We start from the raw sequence: 14842 nt of genomic DNA, 5'->3' as shown, positions 1-14842 counted from the left end.
CCCTGTGTCGACCTCCCCATCACGCGTGTCGACCCCTCCAGCACGGGTGATGTCGGCCGGATCACGCGTCCGGACGGTCGGGTCCCGTACCTGGAGGGTCGGCTCGCGTACCCGGACGGTCGGCTCGCGTGCCTGGAGGGTCGGTTCGCGTGATCGGGGAGTCAACTCGCGTGATCGGGGAGTCGACACGGTTACTTGCGGGGATGCGGACCGTCTCGCCGGTGCGGAGCCAGGGACCGAGCTTGTCGGGGTTCCGGACGGCCCAGATGTGCGTGATCCGGTCGTCCGCGACGGCGAAGGCGTAGACGGCGGCCAGCTCGTCGCCGCGGCGCAGGACCAGGCCGGGACGGCCGTTGACGGTGCGCTCTTCGAGCGTCAGCCCACCGAAGGCGGCGAGTTCGGCCACGTACCGCGCGACGAGTTCGTCCCCTTCGATCGGGGCGATCGCGGCGCGGACCCGGCCGCCGCCGTCGGCGGTCAAGGTGGCGGCGGGGTCGAGCAGCCCGATCAGGGTGCCGATGTCCCCGGCGGCCCAGGCCTCCTTGAAGTCCCGCACCAGGCCGGCCTGCCGGGCGACCGGCGCCGCGGGCCGGGCGGCGCGGAGCCGGCGGCGGGCCGTGGACGCCAGTTCCCGGCACGCCCCCGTCGTCCGGCCGGTCACGTCGGCGACCTCCGCGAAGGAGTATCCGAAGACGTCGTGCAGGACGAGTGCGACGCGCTGCGCCGGGGTCATCGCCTCGAGCGCGACGAGGAAGGCCGTGCTCACCGAGTCGTCCAGGGTGATCCGGTCGGCCGGGTCGGTCTGGTCGGGCAGCGGCTCGGGCAGCCACTCGCCCACGTACCGCTCGCGCCGCACCCGCGCCGAGCCGAGGACGTCCAGGCAGATGCGGCCGGCCACGGTGGTCAGCCAGGCGCCGGGCGAGGAGATCGCCGCCTGCTGCGCCGGGGACAGGGCGTACCAGCGGGCGTAGGTCTCCTGGACGGCGTCCTCGGCCTCGGTCAGCGACCCGAGCAGCCGGTAGGCGAGGTTGACCAGGTGACGTCGTTCGGCGAGGACGGGTTCCGATGGCGTTGTCATGACTCCTCCGACGACGCAGCCTGCCCGAACGTCAGGCCTGACATTCCCGCGGGCTGCTTCGTCGTACCGGTCGGAACCACCGACCGAACAGGGGAGAACGATGATCAAGATCGGGATCGTGCTGGGCAGCACCCGTCCGGGCCGCAAGGGGGACCAGGTCGCCCGCTGGGTGCACGAGCGGGCCGCGAGCCGGGGTGACGCGGAGTTCACCGTGATCGACCTGCGTGACCACCCGCTGCCCCACCTCGAGGAGCCGCCGGGCTTCTCGGGCCAGTACCGGGACGAGCGCACCCGGGCCTTCGCGGCCGTCGTCGCGTCGTGCGACGGGTTCGTCTTCGTCACGCCGGAGTACAACCACTCCCTTCCCGGGGTGCTCAAGAACGCCATGGACCACATCCACGTCGAGTGGAACAGCAAGGCGGCCGGGTTCGTCTCGTACGGCGGCGTCGGCGGCGCCCGCTCGGTCGAGCAGCTGCGGCTGGTCTGCGGGGCACTGCAGCTGGCCGACGTGGCCCCGCAGGTGACACTGCCCTTGGCGACGGAGTTCGCGAACCACACCGTGTTCGCGCCGGGTGACCACCAGCTCGCCGCGCTGGGCACCCTGCTCGACCACGTCGTCGCCTGGAGCACTGCGCTGGCGCCGTTGCGGGGCGGGGACGCGGAGGCCGTCATCAGGCGCCGGCTCGACGAGGTAATCGAGGCGCTGCGGGCCAAGGATCTCCAGGCGCTGCGCGGGATCTACGCGCCGGACGTGGTGTCCTTCGACGTCGAACCGCCGCTGCAGCACGCCGGGGTCGAAGCGAAGCTGAAGAACTGGGCGAAGGTGTTCACGATCTTCGAAAAGGTGGACTACGAGCTGCGCGACCTGACCATCACCGTCAGCGCCGGGTTGGCCGTCGGCCACGGCTTCGGGCGGATCAGCGGCACGCTGCCGACCGGGGAAGCCGTGGCAGGCATGTGGGTCCGGGCCACCTTCGTCTTCCGGAAGACCGGCGACGGCTGGCTGATCGGCCACGACCAGGCCTCCGTGCCGTTCGACGTGGTGAGCGGCCGGGGTGTCACCGACCTCGAACCCTGAGCGCACCCGGTCAGCGAGCTGATGGTGGCGTCGAGCCGAGTGCGTCGAACAGCGCCGTGGCGAGCACCAGCCCTTCCCGGGCGACCGGGGCGAGCAGGTGCTCGTCCGGCGCGTGCTGGTGGCAACCCGGGTACGAGTGCGGCAGCCACAGCGTCGCCAGCCCGAGGACGTCGGTGAACACGTGGTTCGGCAGGCCGCCGCCGAAGTTCGGCAGCAACGCCACCGGGCGGTCCGCGACCTCGGTCAGCACCGCCCGCGCCCAGCTGACCCACGGGTCGCCGACCGGCGTGCGGCTGGCACGGAAGCCGGCTTCGGTGCGCACCGAAACCATCGGAAACCCTTGTGCGTCAAGGTGCCGGCGGATCGCGGGTGCGACGTCGTCGACGTCCGTGCCCGCCACGTACCGCAGCTGCAGCACCGCCCGCGCGCGGCCGGGGATCGCGTTGACCGGGCGGTCGACGTCCCCCGCGCCGAGGGAGAGGACCTCCAGGGTGTTCCAGCCGTAGAGCCGCTCGGCGGGCGTCAGCCGCGGGTCGCCCCAGGTCTCGTCGAGGTCCGGGTCGCCCGGTGTGGTCCCGACGACGACGTCCGCCAGCGCCGCGCGCACGGACGACGGCAGCTCCGGCGGCAGCAGTTCCGGGACCTGGATGCGGCCGTGGCCGTCGACCAGGCTCGCGATCGCGCCGGCCAGCGTCGTGGCCGGGTTGCGCAGGATGCCGCCCCAGTTGCCGGAGTGGTGGCCGCCCGGACGGAGGTCGGCGTCCAGGTCGATCCGGACGCTGCCGCGCGCGCCGAGGAACAACGTCGGCGTCGCCGCGTCGAGGCGCGGGCCGTCGGAGGCGATCAGGACGTCCGCGCGCAGCAGCGTCCGCTCCTGCGCGGCGAACTCCGCGAGCCCCGGTGACCCGATCTCCTCGCCGGTCTCGAACAGGAACTTGAGGTTGAAGCCCAGCCGTCCGCGCTCGGCCAGCACCAGCCGCAACGCGGTCAGGTTGATCAGGTGCTGGCCCTTGTTGTCTGCGGTCCCGCGGCCGTACCAGCGATCGCCCTCCGCGGTCAGCGTCCACGGGTCCCGGCCACCGCCCCACCGGCCGGCTTCCCCGACGACGTCGGCGTGGCCGTAGCAGAGCAGTGTCGGCAGCTCGGCCGACTCGGTGCGGACGCCGACGAGGAACGGCCCGCCCGCCGGGTCGGGGTTCGCGTGCTGCGTGACGTCGCAGCCGAGTGCGGTCAGCGCCGGCGTCAGGATCTCGTCCAGGTAAGCCCGGATCGCGGCGCGGCCTTCCGGGGCGTCGCTGACCGTGCGGTAGGTGACCAGCCCGGCCAGTTCGGCGAAGAGGGCGCCGGAGTCGACGTGGGCGCGGGCCTTGCCGGGCAGATTCATGACCGCCAGCCTAAAGGCGCCGAACTGCACGAACGATCGTGCTACCTTCGGGCCCATGAACGTCGACGGGGTGTTTGTCGGGGAGCTGGGCGTGCTGGGGTACCGGCGGGACCGGCCGGTACTGAGCGCGATCACGAAGGCGCGGGTCGCGGCGCCCGAGCTGCACCTGACCGAGCTGAACCTCGACGGTGACCGGCAAGCCGACCTGACCGTGCACGGCGGGGTCGACAAAGCGGTGTACGTCTACCCGGCCGAGCACTACCCGGCCTGGGCGGCCGAGGGCTTCGAGGCCGAGCCGGGCGGCTTCGGCGAGAACGTCTCGCTGACCGGCGTCACCGAGGACGACGTCCGGATCGGGGACGTCTGGGCCTGGGGTGACGCGCTGGTCCAGGTGTCCCAGCCGCGGCAGCCGTGCTTCAAGCTGGCCATGAAGACCGGCCGCAAGGACGTCACGCCGCTGATGATCGACAGCGGGCGCTGCGGCTGGTACCTGCGCGTGCTGCGGCCCGGCACGGTGCCGACGTCCGGGCCGATCGAGCCGGTCGAGCGGGCGGACGGCCCGACGATCACCGAGGTGTACCTGGTTTCCTTCGCCAACTACGGGCAGCTGCCGGAGGACAAGGCCGAGGCGGCGCTGGACCTCGCCGACCGCGTGCTGGCCACCCCCGCGCTTTCGGTGTCCTACCGCGACGGCGTCCAGTCCACTGTGGACCGCTGGCGGGCGCGGCGTGCCGGGTGACGGCCGGATCGCGCGCGGCGACGCGACCCGGCGCCTGGTGCTGCGCCGGGCCGTGGACGTCGCTTCGGTCGACGGCCTCGCCGGGCTGTCCCTCGGCCGGCTGGCCACCGAGCTGGAGCTGAGCAAGAGCGGGGTGTTCGCGCTGTTCGGCTCCAAGGAGGAGCTGCAGCTCGCGACGATCGACGCCGCGCTGGCGATCTTCCGCTCGCACGTCGTGACGCCGGCGCGGGCGGAGGCGCCCGGCCTGCCCCGGCTGCGCGCGGTGTGCGAAAGGTGGCTGGACTACTCGGAACGGCGGGTCTTCCCGGGCGGGTGCTTCTTCTGCAACGTCGGCGCGGAGTTCGACGCGCGCCCGGGCCGGGTGCACGACGCCGTGGCGGCGGCGAGCGGCTCGTTCGCCGCCTTCCTGCGGGAATCCGCGGCCGAGGCGGTCGCGCTCGGGCACGTCGACACCGACGCCGAGGTGCTGGCGTTCGAACTCCACGCGCTGGGCCGCGCGGCCAACGCGGACGCCGTCCTCGGCGGCGACGCGAAACCGTACGACCTGGCCAGGCGGGCGATCCGGGCGAGGCTGGCCGCTTCGGCGCGTTGACCACGGTGAAGGCCACCTCCGCGGAGGTGGCCTTCACCGGCTCTCACTTCCAGTCGACCTGCGGGGAGCGGTAGAAGTCGATGCCCTGCGCCACCCAGCGCGGGGCCTGCTTCGCCAGCCGCGCGCGGTAGGCGTTCCAGTTGTGCGTCGACTTCGGGGACCAGCCGATCTCCGCGATGCCCGGGAGCCGCGGGAACGCCATGTACTCGATGTCGTCGCTGGTCCGGATCGTCTCGGTCCACAGCGGCGCTTCGACGCCCGCGACCTGGCTCTCGCCGACGCCGTTCACCAGCGACGCCGGATCCCAGTTGTACCCGTCCTTCACCTCGATCAGCGCGGCCCAGTCCTGGCCGAGCGGCGTCTGCGCGTTGTACTTCATGTCGAGGTAGGCGTAGTTCGCCGGCGACATCAGGATCTTGTTGCCGCGCGCCGCGGCCGCCGCGACGTCCGGGTTGTCGCCGCCGAAGTCCCAGTACTGCGGCACCGCCGACACCGGCGGGACCGACTTGGCGATCTCGTGCCAGCCGGTGACCTTCTTGCCGTACTTGGCGACGATCGGCTGCACCTTCCGCTCGAAGGTCAGGTAGTCCGCGGGCGGTGTCGAGTGCGCCTCGTCGCCGCCGATGTGCAGGTACGGGCCGGGCGTGAGGGCCGCCAGCTCGCGCACGACGTCCTCGACGAACTTGTAGGTGATCGGCGAGGAGATGCACAGCGAGCTGTAGCCGACCTCGGTGTCCGTGCGCACCGGCACGGCCTTCCCGTCGCAGTTCAGCTCGGCGTACGTCGACTGCGCCGCGTTGGTGTGGCCCGGCATGTCGATCTCCGGGATCACCGTGATGTGCCGCGAAGCCGCGTACGCGACGATGTCCTGGTATTGCGCCTGCGTGTAGTAGCCACCCGGGTCGCCGTCGACCGCGGTCTTGCCGCCGACCGTGGCCAGCTTCGGCCAGCTCTTGATCTCGATCCGCCAGCCCTGGTCGTCGGCCAGGTGCAGGTGCAGCGTGTTGACCTTGTACTGGGCGATCTGGTCGAGGTACAGCTTCACCTGGTCGGGCCGGAAGAAGTGCCGGGCGACGTCGAGCATCGCGCCGCGCTCGGCGAAGCGCGGGTAGTCGAGGATCGTGCCGCCGGCGACGGTCCACGTCCGGTGCTGCACGCGCTTCGCGTCGATCGCCGACGGCAGCAGCTGCCGCAGCGACTGGACGCCTTCGAAGAGCCCGTCGGCGGTGTTGGCTTTCACCGTGACGCCGTCGCGTGCGACCTTCAGCTCGTAACCCTCGGTGCCGATCCGCGCGTCGTGGCCCAGCTTCAGCGAGAGCGCGGGCAGGCCGGCGGCGTTCGGCACGACCGGCAGCGGGAAGCCGGTAGCCGGGCGCAGCAGGCCGCGCAGGTAGTCCGCGACCTGGCCGGCGCCGTGGTCGGCGGTGATCACGGTGGACGGCGTGAGCCGGAATTCACCGCGAGGATCGGCCTTCGCGGAGACGGGCGCCGGGACGACGTCGGTCACGCTCCGTTCGGGAGCGGCCGCGGCGGCCACCGCGGAAGCGGGCAGGCCGGCGGCCGTGAGACTCACGACGGCCGCGGTCAGGACGGCTCTGGACAAGCGCATCGAAGCACCTCCGGTCCGGGGACTCCCTGCAAAGGTACAGACCAGCCGGAGCATTTGGAACAGTTCTTAACGAAGGGCTTTCCGGATCGCGTCCAGGACGCTCGGGTCCTCGATCGTCGAGGGCACCGCCTCGTCGCGGCCGTCGGCGATCGCCCGCATCGTCTTGCGCAGGATCTTCCCCGACCGGGTCTTCGGCAGGGCGTCCACAATGGACACATCGCGGAACGCGGCGACCGGGCCGATGTCCCGCCGGACCAGCGCCACGAGTTCGTCCCGCAGCTGCTCCGCCGGGACGTCCACCCCCGCCTTGAGCACCACGAGCCCGCGCGGCAGCTGGCCCTTGAGCTGGTCGGCCACGCCGATCACCGCGCACTCGGCGACCGCCGGGTGCGAAGCCAGCACGGCCTCCATCGACCCGGTGGACAGCCGGTGCCCGGCGACGTTGATGACGTCGTCGGTCCGGCCCATGACGAACAGGTAGCCGTCTTCGTCGAAGTAGCCGGAGTCGCCGGTCAGGTAATGGCCTTCGTAGCGCGAGAGGTAGGCCTCGCGGTATCGCTCGTCGTCGCCCCACAGCGTCGGCAGCGAGCCGGGCGGCAGCGGCAGCTTGACCGTGATGGCGCCTTCGCGCCCGGCCGGCAGCTCTTCGCCCGCCTGGTCGAGGATCCGGACGTCCCAGCCGGGGACGGGCTTGGTCGCCGACCCCGCCTTGACCTCCATCGGCTCCAGGCCGCGCGGGTTGGCGGCGATCGGCCAGCCGGTCTCGGTCTGCCACCAGTGGTCGACGACCGGCACCCCGAGCTTCTCGTGCGCCCAGTGGTAGGTCTCCGGGTCGAGCCGCTCGCCGGCCATGAACAGCGTCCGGAACTGCTTCAGCTCGTGCTTCTCCAGCTCACGGGCGTCCGGGTCGACCTTCTTGACGGCCCGCAGCGCAGTCGGCGCGGTGAACAGCGCCTGGACGCCGTGCTCGGCGATGACCCGCCAGAACGCGCCCGCGTCGGGCGTGCCGACGGGCTTGCCCTCGTACATCACCGTCGTCGCTCCGACGAGCAGCGGCGCGTACACGATGTAGGAGTGCCCGACGACCCAGCCGACGTCGGACGCCGTCCACCAGACGTCACCGGCGTGGACGTCGTAGACGGCTTCCATCGAGTAGGCGAGCGCGACCGCGTGGCCGCCGGTGTCGCGCACGACGCCCTTCGGCTTCCCGGTCGTCCCGGACGTGTAGAGGATGTACAGCGGATCGGTCGCCGCCACCGGCACCGGGTCGGCCGGGTCGGCGCTCACCGCCAGTTCGCGCCAGTCGAGGTCGCGCCCGGTCAGCACGGCAGGCGCCTGCTCGCGCTGCAGCACGACGACGTGGTCGGGCTGGTGCTCGGTCATCCCCAGCGCGGCTTCGATGATCGGCTGGTACTCGACCACCCGCGTCGGCTCGATGCCGCAGGACGCCGCCAGGACGACCTTCGGTTTCGCGTCCTCGATCCGCGCGGCCAGCTCCTTCGGCGCGAACCCGCCGAAGACCACCGAGTGCACGGCGCCGATCCGCGCGCAGGCCAGCATCGCGATCGCGGCCTCCGGCACCATCGGCAGGTACACGATCACCCGGTCACCCTTCGTGACCCCCAGCGAGCTGAGCGCGCCGGCGAAGCGCGCGACCGTGTCCCGCAGCTCCTCGTACGAGTAAGTGCGTTTCCGTCCGGTCACGGGAGAGTCCCAGATCAGCGCGGCCTGGCTGCCGCGGCCGGCCTCGACGTGCCGGTCCAGCGCGTTGTACGAGGTGTTCAGCTCGGCGTCCGGGAACCACCGGAAAAAGGGCGGGTTCGAGGCGTCCAGCGCCCGCTCCGGCGGCCTGGTCCAGCTGATCGACTCCGCCGCGGCCAGCCAGAACGCGTCCGGCTCGGCCAGGCTGCGCCGGTAGGCTTCGGAGTACGCGCCCATGCTCCGCTCCTTCGGGTCGGACGTTCCGCCGATCCCCATCATGGCGCGGGAGCGGCGGCCGCGCCGGATTCCGCCGCCGAAAGACCCGGCAACCTCACGGAGCCCGGGAGCGTCCTAAGCTGGACCGCGGGGAAACGCCGCGTGACGGCCACGAAGTGAACACGGACAGTGAGGGGAGCCCGGCGGTGAACGGACTCGCGAGCGCGTTGCTCTCGCTAGCCCATTCCTTGTTCGGCCCGGGTTTCTGCCCCGGCGAATGGGTCTGGGCCACGAGTGCGGCCGGCGCGCTCGTCGCGCTGCTGCCGCCGATCGGCGCGGTCGCCGTGTCGATCATCCGGAAGGGCACCGGCAACCGCTACGACGCGACGACGCTGGGTGTCTTCGGAGGGATCGGCCTGGTCAGCGCGCTGGTGCTGCCGTGGCTGCTGTCGAACGGCGTGTCGGGGGTCTACCGGGCGGCGTTCGGCGGCGACAAGACCGGCCTGAGCCGGGCGGAACTGGCCTCGCTCGGCCGCGACGGCGGCTGCTGGGTGGGCAACCAGACGAAGTACCTCGGCGGCGGCCAGACCGTCTACGACGTGCTGTTCTCGAAGAACGGCAGTGACCTCCCGTTCTTCGTCTACCTGCTGGCCTTCGCCGTGCTGGGCGCCGGTTCGCTGTTCTTCGTCATGCTGCAGGGCCGCACGGCCTTCCGCCGCGGGCCGAAGTGGCCGTCGCGGTTCTTCTGGATCCCGTTCGCCGCGATGCTCGTGTTCAGCGTCGGCATGGAGGCGAACACCGCGCTGCACTTCTTGCTGGGCTTCCTGCCGTTCAGCGTGCTGGGCCTGATCCCGGTCGCGATGGTCGGCCCGCCGCCGTGGTCGGTGATCAACCGGTCGGACCGGCCGGACACGCCGCCGCGCCGCGAGCCGGAGCCGCAGGGGCCGCCGCCGTCGCAGGTCCAGCCGCGGCCCACCCCGCCGCCTCCGCCGCCGCTGCCGGTCAACCGGCCGTACCCGAAGACGGCGCTGGCGTCCGCGATGGAGCCGCCGTCCCCGCCGCTCGGCGCGCTGGCCGCGGCCCCCGGCCCGATCCCGCCGCCGCCCGGCTCCCGCAGCGCCGGCGGCAGCCGCTACCGCCGCGTCAAGCAGCTCGGCGCGGGTGGGTTCGGCACGGTCTGGCAGGCCGTCGACACCCAGCTGAACCGCACGGTCGCGCTGAAGATCGCGCACGCGCCGGACCGCGACACGGCCGAGCGCATGCAGCGCGAGGCCCGCGCGCTGGCCGTGGTCAGCCACCCGAACTGCGTCAAGGTGTACGACCTGGCCGAGGAGCCGGACGGCCTCGCGCTGGTGATGGAGTACCTCGAAGGCCGTCCGCTGGCCGAGCTGGTCGACGGCCAGGGCCCGCTCGACGACGTCGCGGCCGGCCGCCTGTGGGCGACGATGGCGGGGGCACTGGCGGCCGCGCACGAGAAGGGCGTCCTGCACCGCGACATCAAGCCGTCGAACATCGTCCTCGACCGCAGCGGCCTGGCCCACCTGATCGACTTCGGCATCGCCCGCAGCCAGGGCGATTCCAAGATGACGGCCACCGGGATGATGATCGGCACGCCCGACTTCGTCGCCCCGGAGCAGGCCATGGGGGCGACGGCGTCCCCGGCGTCCGACGCGTGGCAGCTGGCGGCGACGATCAGCTACGCGCTGTCGGGCCAGCCGCCGCGCGGAACGCGGGAGACACCGATGGCGGCCCTGATGGCGGCGGCCCGGGCCGAGCCGGTGTCGCGGCTGCCCCAGCGGAGCGCGCACGCGCGGCTGCTGGCGGCGTCGCTGGACCCGGAGCCGCGCCGCCGCCCGACGCTGAACGCGGTGCGGCGCGAGGTCGAGGGCTGGCTGTCGCGGGCGGGCAAGTCCGCGGACGGCCCGGTGACGCGGGTGGTGCCGCGGCAGCCGGGGACCGGGCTGCCCCGCCGCTAGCCGGGTTTCGCGGCCGAGAAGATCACCAGCTGCTTCGGTTCCACCTGGACGTCGACCTGCGCGAACCCGGCCTTCCCGAGTCGCGCGGGGAACGTCGCCGGGTCGACGACGTTCATCGTGTCGCCGATGTGCAGCAGGCGGAACCTGAGGTTGAGCTGGCCGTCGCTGCCGCAGTACGTGCCGCCCGGGCGCAGGACCCGCGCGGCCTCGGCGAAGATCGCGTCCTGAAGCTCCTTCGTCGGGACGTGGTGCAGCATCGTGAAGCACACGACGGCCGAGAACCTGTTCGCCTCGAACGGCATTTGCGCGCCGCTGCCCTCGACGACCGCCGCGCGGTCGCCGTACTTCGCCCGCAGCAGCTCGCTCGACGCGTGGTCGATCTCCAGGACGGTCAGCTTCGGGACCGCCTTGAGCAGCACGGCCGTGGTGGCGCCGAAGCCGGGGCCGATCTCGAGGACGTCGTCGCCGAGGTCGCGTTTCTCCAGCCAGGGCGTCAGTCGCTCTTCGACCGTCGCGGCCCACTTCTCCGAGCTGCAGATCCTGCGGTGGATGAGGTTCATCGGCATGGCACCGACGTTAGGGAGGCGCGCCGGTGACCGGTAGCCGATAGGCTGCCAACCGATGTCGCGAACCGGACAAGCCATGCTGCTCGGCACGGTCGACCTGCCCGCCGGCACCTGGTTCCCGTGGCACGAGCACCCGGCGCACCAGCTGGTCTGGTCGGCCCGCGGCGTCGTCGCGGTCAAGGCGGGCGACGCCGGCTGGGTGCTGCCGCCGACGCGGGCCCTCTGGATGCCCGCCGGCGTCCGGCACCGCACCGGCGCGCTCGGGCGGGCGGCGCTGCGCGGCATCTACGCCGACCCGGCGCGGTCGCCGGTGGCGTGGCCGCGGCCGCGGCTGGTCGTCGTCCGGCCGCTGCTGCGGGAGCTGCTGGAGTACCTGACCGGCGACGGCGTCGCCCCCGCGGCCCGGCTGCGGGCCGAAGCCGTGGCCTTCGACCTGCTGGAGCCCCTGGACGTGGTGCCGATCGTGGTGCCGTCACCGGCGGACCCGCGTGCGCTCGACGTGGCGGCGGCCGTGCTCGCGAACCCGGCCGACCCGCGGACCCTCGCCGAGTTCGGCCGCGACGTCGGGGCCGCGGAACGGACGCTGGCGCGGATCTTCGTCCGCGAGTGCCGGATGCCGTTCGGGACGTGGCGCACCCAGGCGCGGCTGCGGGCGGCGCTGCCGCTGCTGGCCCAGGCCACCCCGCTGGAGACGGTGGCGCACCGCGTCGGGTACAGCTCGGCGAGCGCGTTCGTCGCCGCCTTCCGGCGGGCGATCGGGGTCACGCCGGGCGCCTACTTCGCGGACTGACGGTGCCGATCGGTTACCAGTCCGACCGCAGTCACGGCCGAATGACTTCCTAGCGACGGTTACGTGCCGCGCGGGGGTCGGCCTGCTTTTGGCCGGATTGGTCACTACCGCCAGGACGGCAGCCAGCGCTCGGCCTCCCACTGGCCGTTCGTGATCGCGATGCCGTTCAGGATCGGCCACAGCCAGGCGAAATTCGCCACCACCAGGCCGACGTACAGCGACACCACCAGCAGGCCCGTGCCGCGTCTCTCGAAGCCGCGCCGGGCGCTGCCGAGGATCTGGCCCAGGCACAACGTCAGCCCCAGCACCAGGAACGCCGCCAGCGGTGTCGCGTAGAAGAAGTACATCTGGCGGTCGATGTTGGTGAACCAGAAGACGTACCCGCCGAGGTAGCCGACCAGCACGGCCGCGTAGCGCCAGTCCGCGCGGAAGATCGAGCGCCACGCCGCCCAGCCGAGCATCGGGATCGCCAGCCACCACATCGCCGGCGTGCCGATCAGCATCGTCGCGCTGATGCAGCGGGCCTCGCCGCAGCCGGTGACTTCGCCGTTGTAGCTGTAGAGCATCGGGCGCAGCCCCATCGGCCACGTCCACGGCTTCGACTCCCACGGGTGCGGGTTGTCCTTGGGCGTGACCAGCGTTTCGTGGAAGTGCAGGACGTTGCCCGTGTAGTCGCCGAGCGAGCGCAGCGCCGGCGGCACCCACCCCCAGACGCCCGGCGCGATGTCCTTGATCTCGGTGTAGTGCCGGTCGGTGGCGGTCTCGCTGGCGAACCACGCCCAGTACGCGGCGAAGTACATCAGGAACGGGATGAGCAGGATCGCCCACAGCGCGGGCAGCACGTCCCGGCGGATCGTGCCCAGCCAGGGCCGTTCGACGCCGGCCGCGCGCCGGGCCGCGACGTCGAAACCGACGCAGAGCAGCCCGAACGCGACGATGTAGTACAGCGCCGACCACTTGACGCCGAAGGTGAGCCCGATCATCAGGCCGGTCGCGAACCGCCACCAGCGGAACCCGAGCTTGGGGCCCCAGACGGATTCGTTGACCCAGCCTTCGCGGACCGCCGTGGCGAGCCGCCCGCGCACCTGGTCGCGGTCGACGAGCAGGCAGGCGAACGCGGCGAGCACGAACAGCGCGATGAAGATGTCGAGCATGCCCATGCGCGACTGCAGGTGCAGGACGCCGTCGCTGATCACCAGGATGCCGGCGATGGCGCCGAGCAGCGTCGAGCGCGTCAGGCGGCGGGCGACGCGGACGACCAGCAGCACCATCAGCGTGCCGGCCAGCGCGGGCATGATGCGCCAGCCCCAGCCGTTGTAGCCGAACAGCCATTCGCCGATCGCGATCAGCTGCTTCGCCAGCGGCGGGTGGACGACCAGCTCGTAGCCGTAGTTGTCCTCGTAACCGCCGTTGCGCAGCACCTGCCACGCCTGCGGCACGTAGTGCTTCTCGTCGAAGACGGGGCTGCCCTTGTCGGTCGGCACGCCGAGGTTCTGCAGCCGGACGATGCCACCGATCACGGTCAGCACGAGGGTGACGACCCAGCCGCGCAGCCGGTCGGCCGGCATGCCTCGGCCGAGCAGGGTCAGCTCGCGGTCGGTGGGCGGCCGGAGCGCCTCGACCGGGTCCGGCCGGACGCTTTCGTCGTCGGGACGGGTCAGCACGGCGGTCACGGGGCGATCCTACGGGCGGGGCGGGGCGTCCGTCGTCCGGATCCGCTGATCAGCCTAGGCTGGCCGGGTGACTTCGGGCCGCCTCATCCTCGCCGCCACCCCGCTCGGCGACGTCCGCGACGCTTCACCGCGCCTGGTTTCGGCCCTGGCGGACGCCGACGTGATCGCGGCCGAGGACACCCGGCGGCTGCGATCGCTGGCTTCGGCGCTGGAGGTGACCCCGCGCGGCCGGGTGGTCAGCTTCTACGAGGACGTGGAGACGGCGCGCCTGCCCAAGCTGCTGGAAGCGCTGCACGCGGGCGAGACGGTGGTCCTGGTGACGGACGCCGGCATGCCGAGCGTGTCCGATCCGGGCTTCCGGCTGGTGGCGGCCTGCGTGGCGGAAGACCTGCCGGTGACGTGCCTGCCGGGCCCGTCGGCGGTGACGACGGCGCTCGCGCTGTCCGGGTTGCCGTGCGACCGGTTCTGCTTCGAGGGGTTCGCCCCGCGCAAGCCGGGCGAGCGGACGAAGTGGCTGACGGCGTTGCGCGCCGAGCCCCGGACCGCGGTGTTCTTCGAGTCCCCGCACCGGCTGGCCTCCCTGTTGTCCGATGCGGCCGCGGTGCTGGGCCCGGACCGCCCCGCCGCGGTGTGCCGCGAGCTGACGAAGACGTACGAAGAGGTGAAGCGGGGGACGCTCGCGGAGCTGGCTTCGTGGGCCGAGGAGGGCGTCCGCGGCGAGATCACGGTGGTGCTCTCGGGCGCCGAGCCGCGGGCGGTTTCGGTGGCGGACCTGGTGGACGAGGTCGCGGCCCGGGTGGCCGCCGGCGAGCGCCTGAAGTCCGCGGCGGCGGAGGTCGCCGAGGCGACCGGAGTGTCCAAAAAGGAGCTTTACGACGCCGTGCTGGCGGCCCGGGTCAAGTGAGCAGCGCCGTCACCGCGGCGTGGGCCTTCGCCGCGTCCGGGGCGTCTCCGGTGATCACGTCCGTGTACACGAACGACTCGCCGATCCGGACCAGCAGGTAGGCCAGGTCCGGCACCGGCAGCGGCGGCACCAGCCGCCCGGCCGCGACCTCGCCGGCCAGCAGCGCCTCCAGCTTCTCCGTCGTCCGCTGCTGGCAAACGCTTGCGCGGGTGGTCAGCAGGCGCAACGCGCGCTCCGGCTCGCGGCGCAGGAAGTCCCTGAACGGGGGTGCGTCGTTCGCGATGCGGACGTACCCGCTGACGAAGTCCGCGATCCCCGCCGCCCCACGCCCGGCGCACGAAGGCCACAACCGAGCGATCGACGCGGACGAAAGCGACCACAGGATTTCGCCCAGCAAAAGATCGCGGGACCCCACCCGGCGGTGCAGGGTCGCCCGGCTGATCGACAGCTCCTGGGCCAGTTCGCCCATGTCGACCCGGCGGCCGGCGAGGAACCAGTCGCGGGCGAGGGTGAACGCGTCCGAGTGAGACATATGC

Annotated in this window: 13 protein-coding genes; 6 read left to right on the top strand and 7 right to left on the bottom strand. The window is 72.4% G+C overall.

Annotated elements, in window-relative coordinates:
• Positions 1–61: 61 nt before the first annotated feature.
• Positions 62–1078 carry an RNA polymerase sigma factor SigJ gene (sigJ, locus tag ISP_RS42720; protein ID WP_013229999.1) on the bottom strand — a complete coding sequence of 339 codons (1017 nt, stop codon included), beginning with the start codon at positions 1076–1078 and terminating at the stop codon, positions 62–64.
• A 100-nt stretch (positions 1079–1178) separates the two neighbouring features.
• Here sigJ and ISP_RS42715 point away from each other — a divergent pair, with 100 nt between their 5' ends.
• A complete protein-coding gene (locus tag ISP_RS42715) occupies positions 1179–2156 on the top strand; it encodes an NAD(P)H-dependent oxidoreductase (RefSeq protein ID WP_013229998.1) in 978 nt (325 codons plus the stop codon).
• 10 nt (positions 2157–2166) lie between these two features.
• On the opposite strand, the gene ISP_RS42710 is transcribed toward ISP_RS42715, so the two are convergent.
• Positions 2167–3540, bottom strand: a complete 1374-nt coding sequence (locus tag ISP_RS42710) for a M20 family metallopeptidase (protein WP_013229997.1) — start codon at positions 3538–3540, stop codon at positions 2167–2169.
• 55 nt (positions 3541–3595) lie between these two features.
• Between ISP_RS42710 and ISP_RS42705 the strand changes: the two genes are divergently transcribed.
• Both ISP_RS42705 and ISP_RS42700 read left to right on the top strand, forming a co-directional pair.
• Entirely contained in the window at positions 3596–4279 is a 684-nt protein-coding gene (locus tag ISP_RS42705) for an MOSC domain-containing protein (protein ID WP_013229996.1), read from the top strand.
• Complete coding sequence (locus ISP_RS42700) at positions 4269–4871, top strand: TetR/AcrR family transcriptional regulator (protein ID WP_013229995.1); 603 nt, start codon at positions 4269–4271, stop codon at positions 4869–4871. Before ISP_RS42705 ends, ISP_RS42700 begins: the two co-directional genes overlap by 11 nt.
• Before the next feature lie 43 nt (positions 4872–4914).
• Here ISP_RS42700 and ISP_RS42695 read toward each other — a convergent pair whose 3' ends face one another.
• Entirely contained in the window at positions 4915–6480 is a 1566-nt protein-coding gene (locus ISP_RS42695; protein ID WP_013229994.1) for a beta-N-acetylhexosaminidase, read from the bottom strand.
• A gap of 66 nt (positions 6481–6546) precedes the next feature.
• Complete coding sequence (locus ISP_RS42690; RefSeq protein ID WP_013229993.1) at positions 6547–8418, bottom strand: propionyl-CoA synthetase; 1872 nt, start codon at positions 8416–8418, stop codon at positions 6547–6549.
• A 185-nt stretch (positions 8419–8603) separates the two neighbouring features.
• Here ISP_RS42690 and ISP_RS42685 point away from each other — a divergent pair, with 185 nt between their 5' ends.
• Complete coding sequence (locus ISP_RS42685; RefSeq protein ID WP_013229992.1) at positions 8604–10373, top strand: serine/threonine-protein kinase; 1770 nt, start codon at positions 8604–8606, stop codon at positions 10371–10373.
• On the opposite strand, the gene ISP_RS42680 is transcribed toward ISP_RS42685, so the two are convergent.
• Complete coding sequence (locus tag ISP_RS42680; protein WP_013229991.1) at positions 10370–10939, bottom strand: class I SAM-dependent methyltransferase; 570 nt, start codon at positions 10937–10939, stop codon at positions 10370–10372. The two genes, ISP_RS42685 and ISP_RS42680, sit on opposite strands and share 4 nt — an antisense overlap.
• A gap of 76 nt (positions 10940–11015) precedes the next feature.
• On the opposite strand from ISP_RS42680, the gene ISP_RS42675 reads away from it, so the two are divergent.
• Positions 11016–11729, top strand: a complete 714-nt coding sequence (locus ISP_RS42675) for an AraC family transcriptional regulator (protein ID WP_013229990.1) — start codon at positions 11016–11018, stop codon at positions 11727–11729.
• Between the two features lie 104 nt (positions 11730–11833).
• Here ISP_RS42675 and ISP_RS42670 read toward each other — a convergent pair whose 3' ends face one another.
• Positions 11834–13402: a dolichyl-phosphate-mannose--protein mannosyltransferase gene (locus ISP_RS42670; protein WP_013229989.1), complete on the bottom strand. Its 1569-nt coding sequence runs from the start codon at positions 13400–13402 to the stop codon at positions 11834–11836.
• Positions 13403–13469: 67 nt separating this feature from the next.
• Here ISP_RS42670 and rsmI point away from each other — a divergent pair, with 67 nt between their 5' ends.
• Positions 13470–14306, top strand: a complete 837-nt coding sequence (gene rsmI, locus ISP_RS42665; RefSeq protein ID WP_013229988.1) for a 16S rRNA (cytidine(1402)-2'-O)-methyltransferase — start codon at positions 13470–13472, stop codon at positions 14304–14306.
• Here the strand turns inward: rsmI and ISP_RS42660 are convergent.
• Positions 14299–14838, bottom strand: a complete 540-nt coding sequence (locus ISP_RS42660; protein WP_013229987.1) for a QsdR family transcriptional regulator — start codon at positions 14836–14838, stop codon at positions 14299–14301. The genes rsmI and ISP_RS42660 overlap by 8 nt on opposite strands.
• Between the last annotated feature and the right edge of the window lie 4 nt (positions 14839–14842).

Origin of the sequence: Amycolatopsis mediterranei (assembly GCF_026017845.1) — a bacterium.
Classification (GTDB): domain Bacteria; phylum Actinomycetota; class Actinomycetes; order Mycobacteriales; family Pseudonocardiaceae; genus Amycolatopsis; species Amycolatopsis mediterranei.
Note: the sequence above shows the minus strand (reverse complement) of the source record. Positions and strands in the feature narration are given on the sequence as shown.

Coding starts and splice junctions, on each gene's coding strand:
- ISP_RS42660 (WP_013229987.1), bottom strand. CDS start 14,838: ATGTCTCACTCGGACGCGTTCACCCTCGCCCGCGACTGGTTCCTCGCC.
- ISP_RS42690 (WP_013229993.1), bottom strand. CDS start 8,418: ATGGGCGCGTACTCCGAAGCCTACCGGCGCAGCCTGGCCGAGCCGGAC.
- ISP_RS42715 (WP_013229998.1), top strand. CDS start 1,179: ATGATCAAGATCGGGATCGTGCTGGGCAGCACCCGTCCGGGCCGCAAG.
- ISP_RS42680 (WP_013229991.1), bottom strand. CDS start 10,939: ATGCCGATGAACCTCATCCACCGCAGGATCTGCAGCTCGGAGAAGTGG.
- sigJ (WP_013229999.1), bottom strand. CDS start 1,078: ATGACAACGCCATCGGAACCCGTCCTCGCCGAACGACGTCACCTGGTC.
- ISP_RS42705 (WP_013229996.1), top strand. CDS start 3,596: ATGAACGTCGACGGGGTGTTTGTCGGGGAGCTGGGCGTGCTGGGGTAC.
- ISP_RS42675 (WP_013229990.1), top strand. CDS start 11,016: ATGCTGCTCGGCACGGTCGACCTGCCCGCCGGCACCTGGTTCCCGTGG.
- ISP_RS42695 (WP_013229994.1), bottom strand. CDS start 6,480: ATGCGCTTGTCCAGAGCCGTCCTGACCGCGGCCGTCGTGAGTCTCACG.
- ISP_RS42710 (WP_013229997.1), bottom strand. CDS start 3,540: ATGAATCTGCCCGGCAAGGCCCGCGCCCACGTCGACTCCGGCGCCCTC.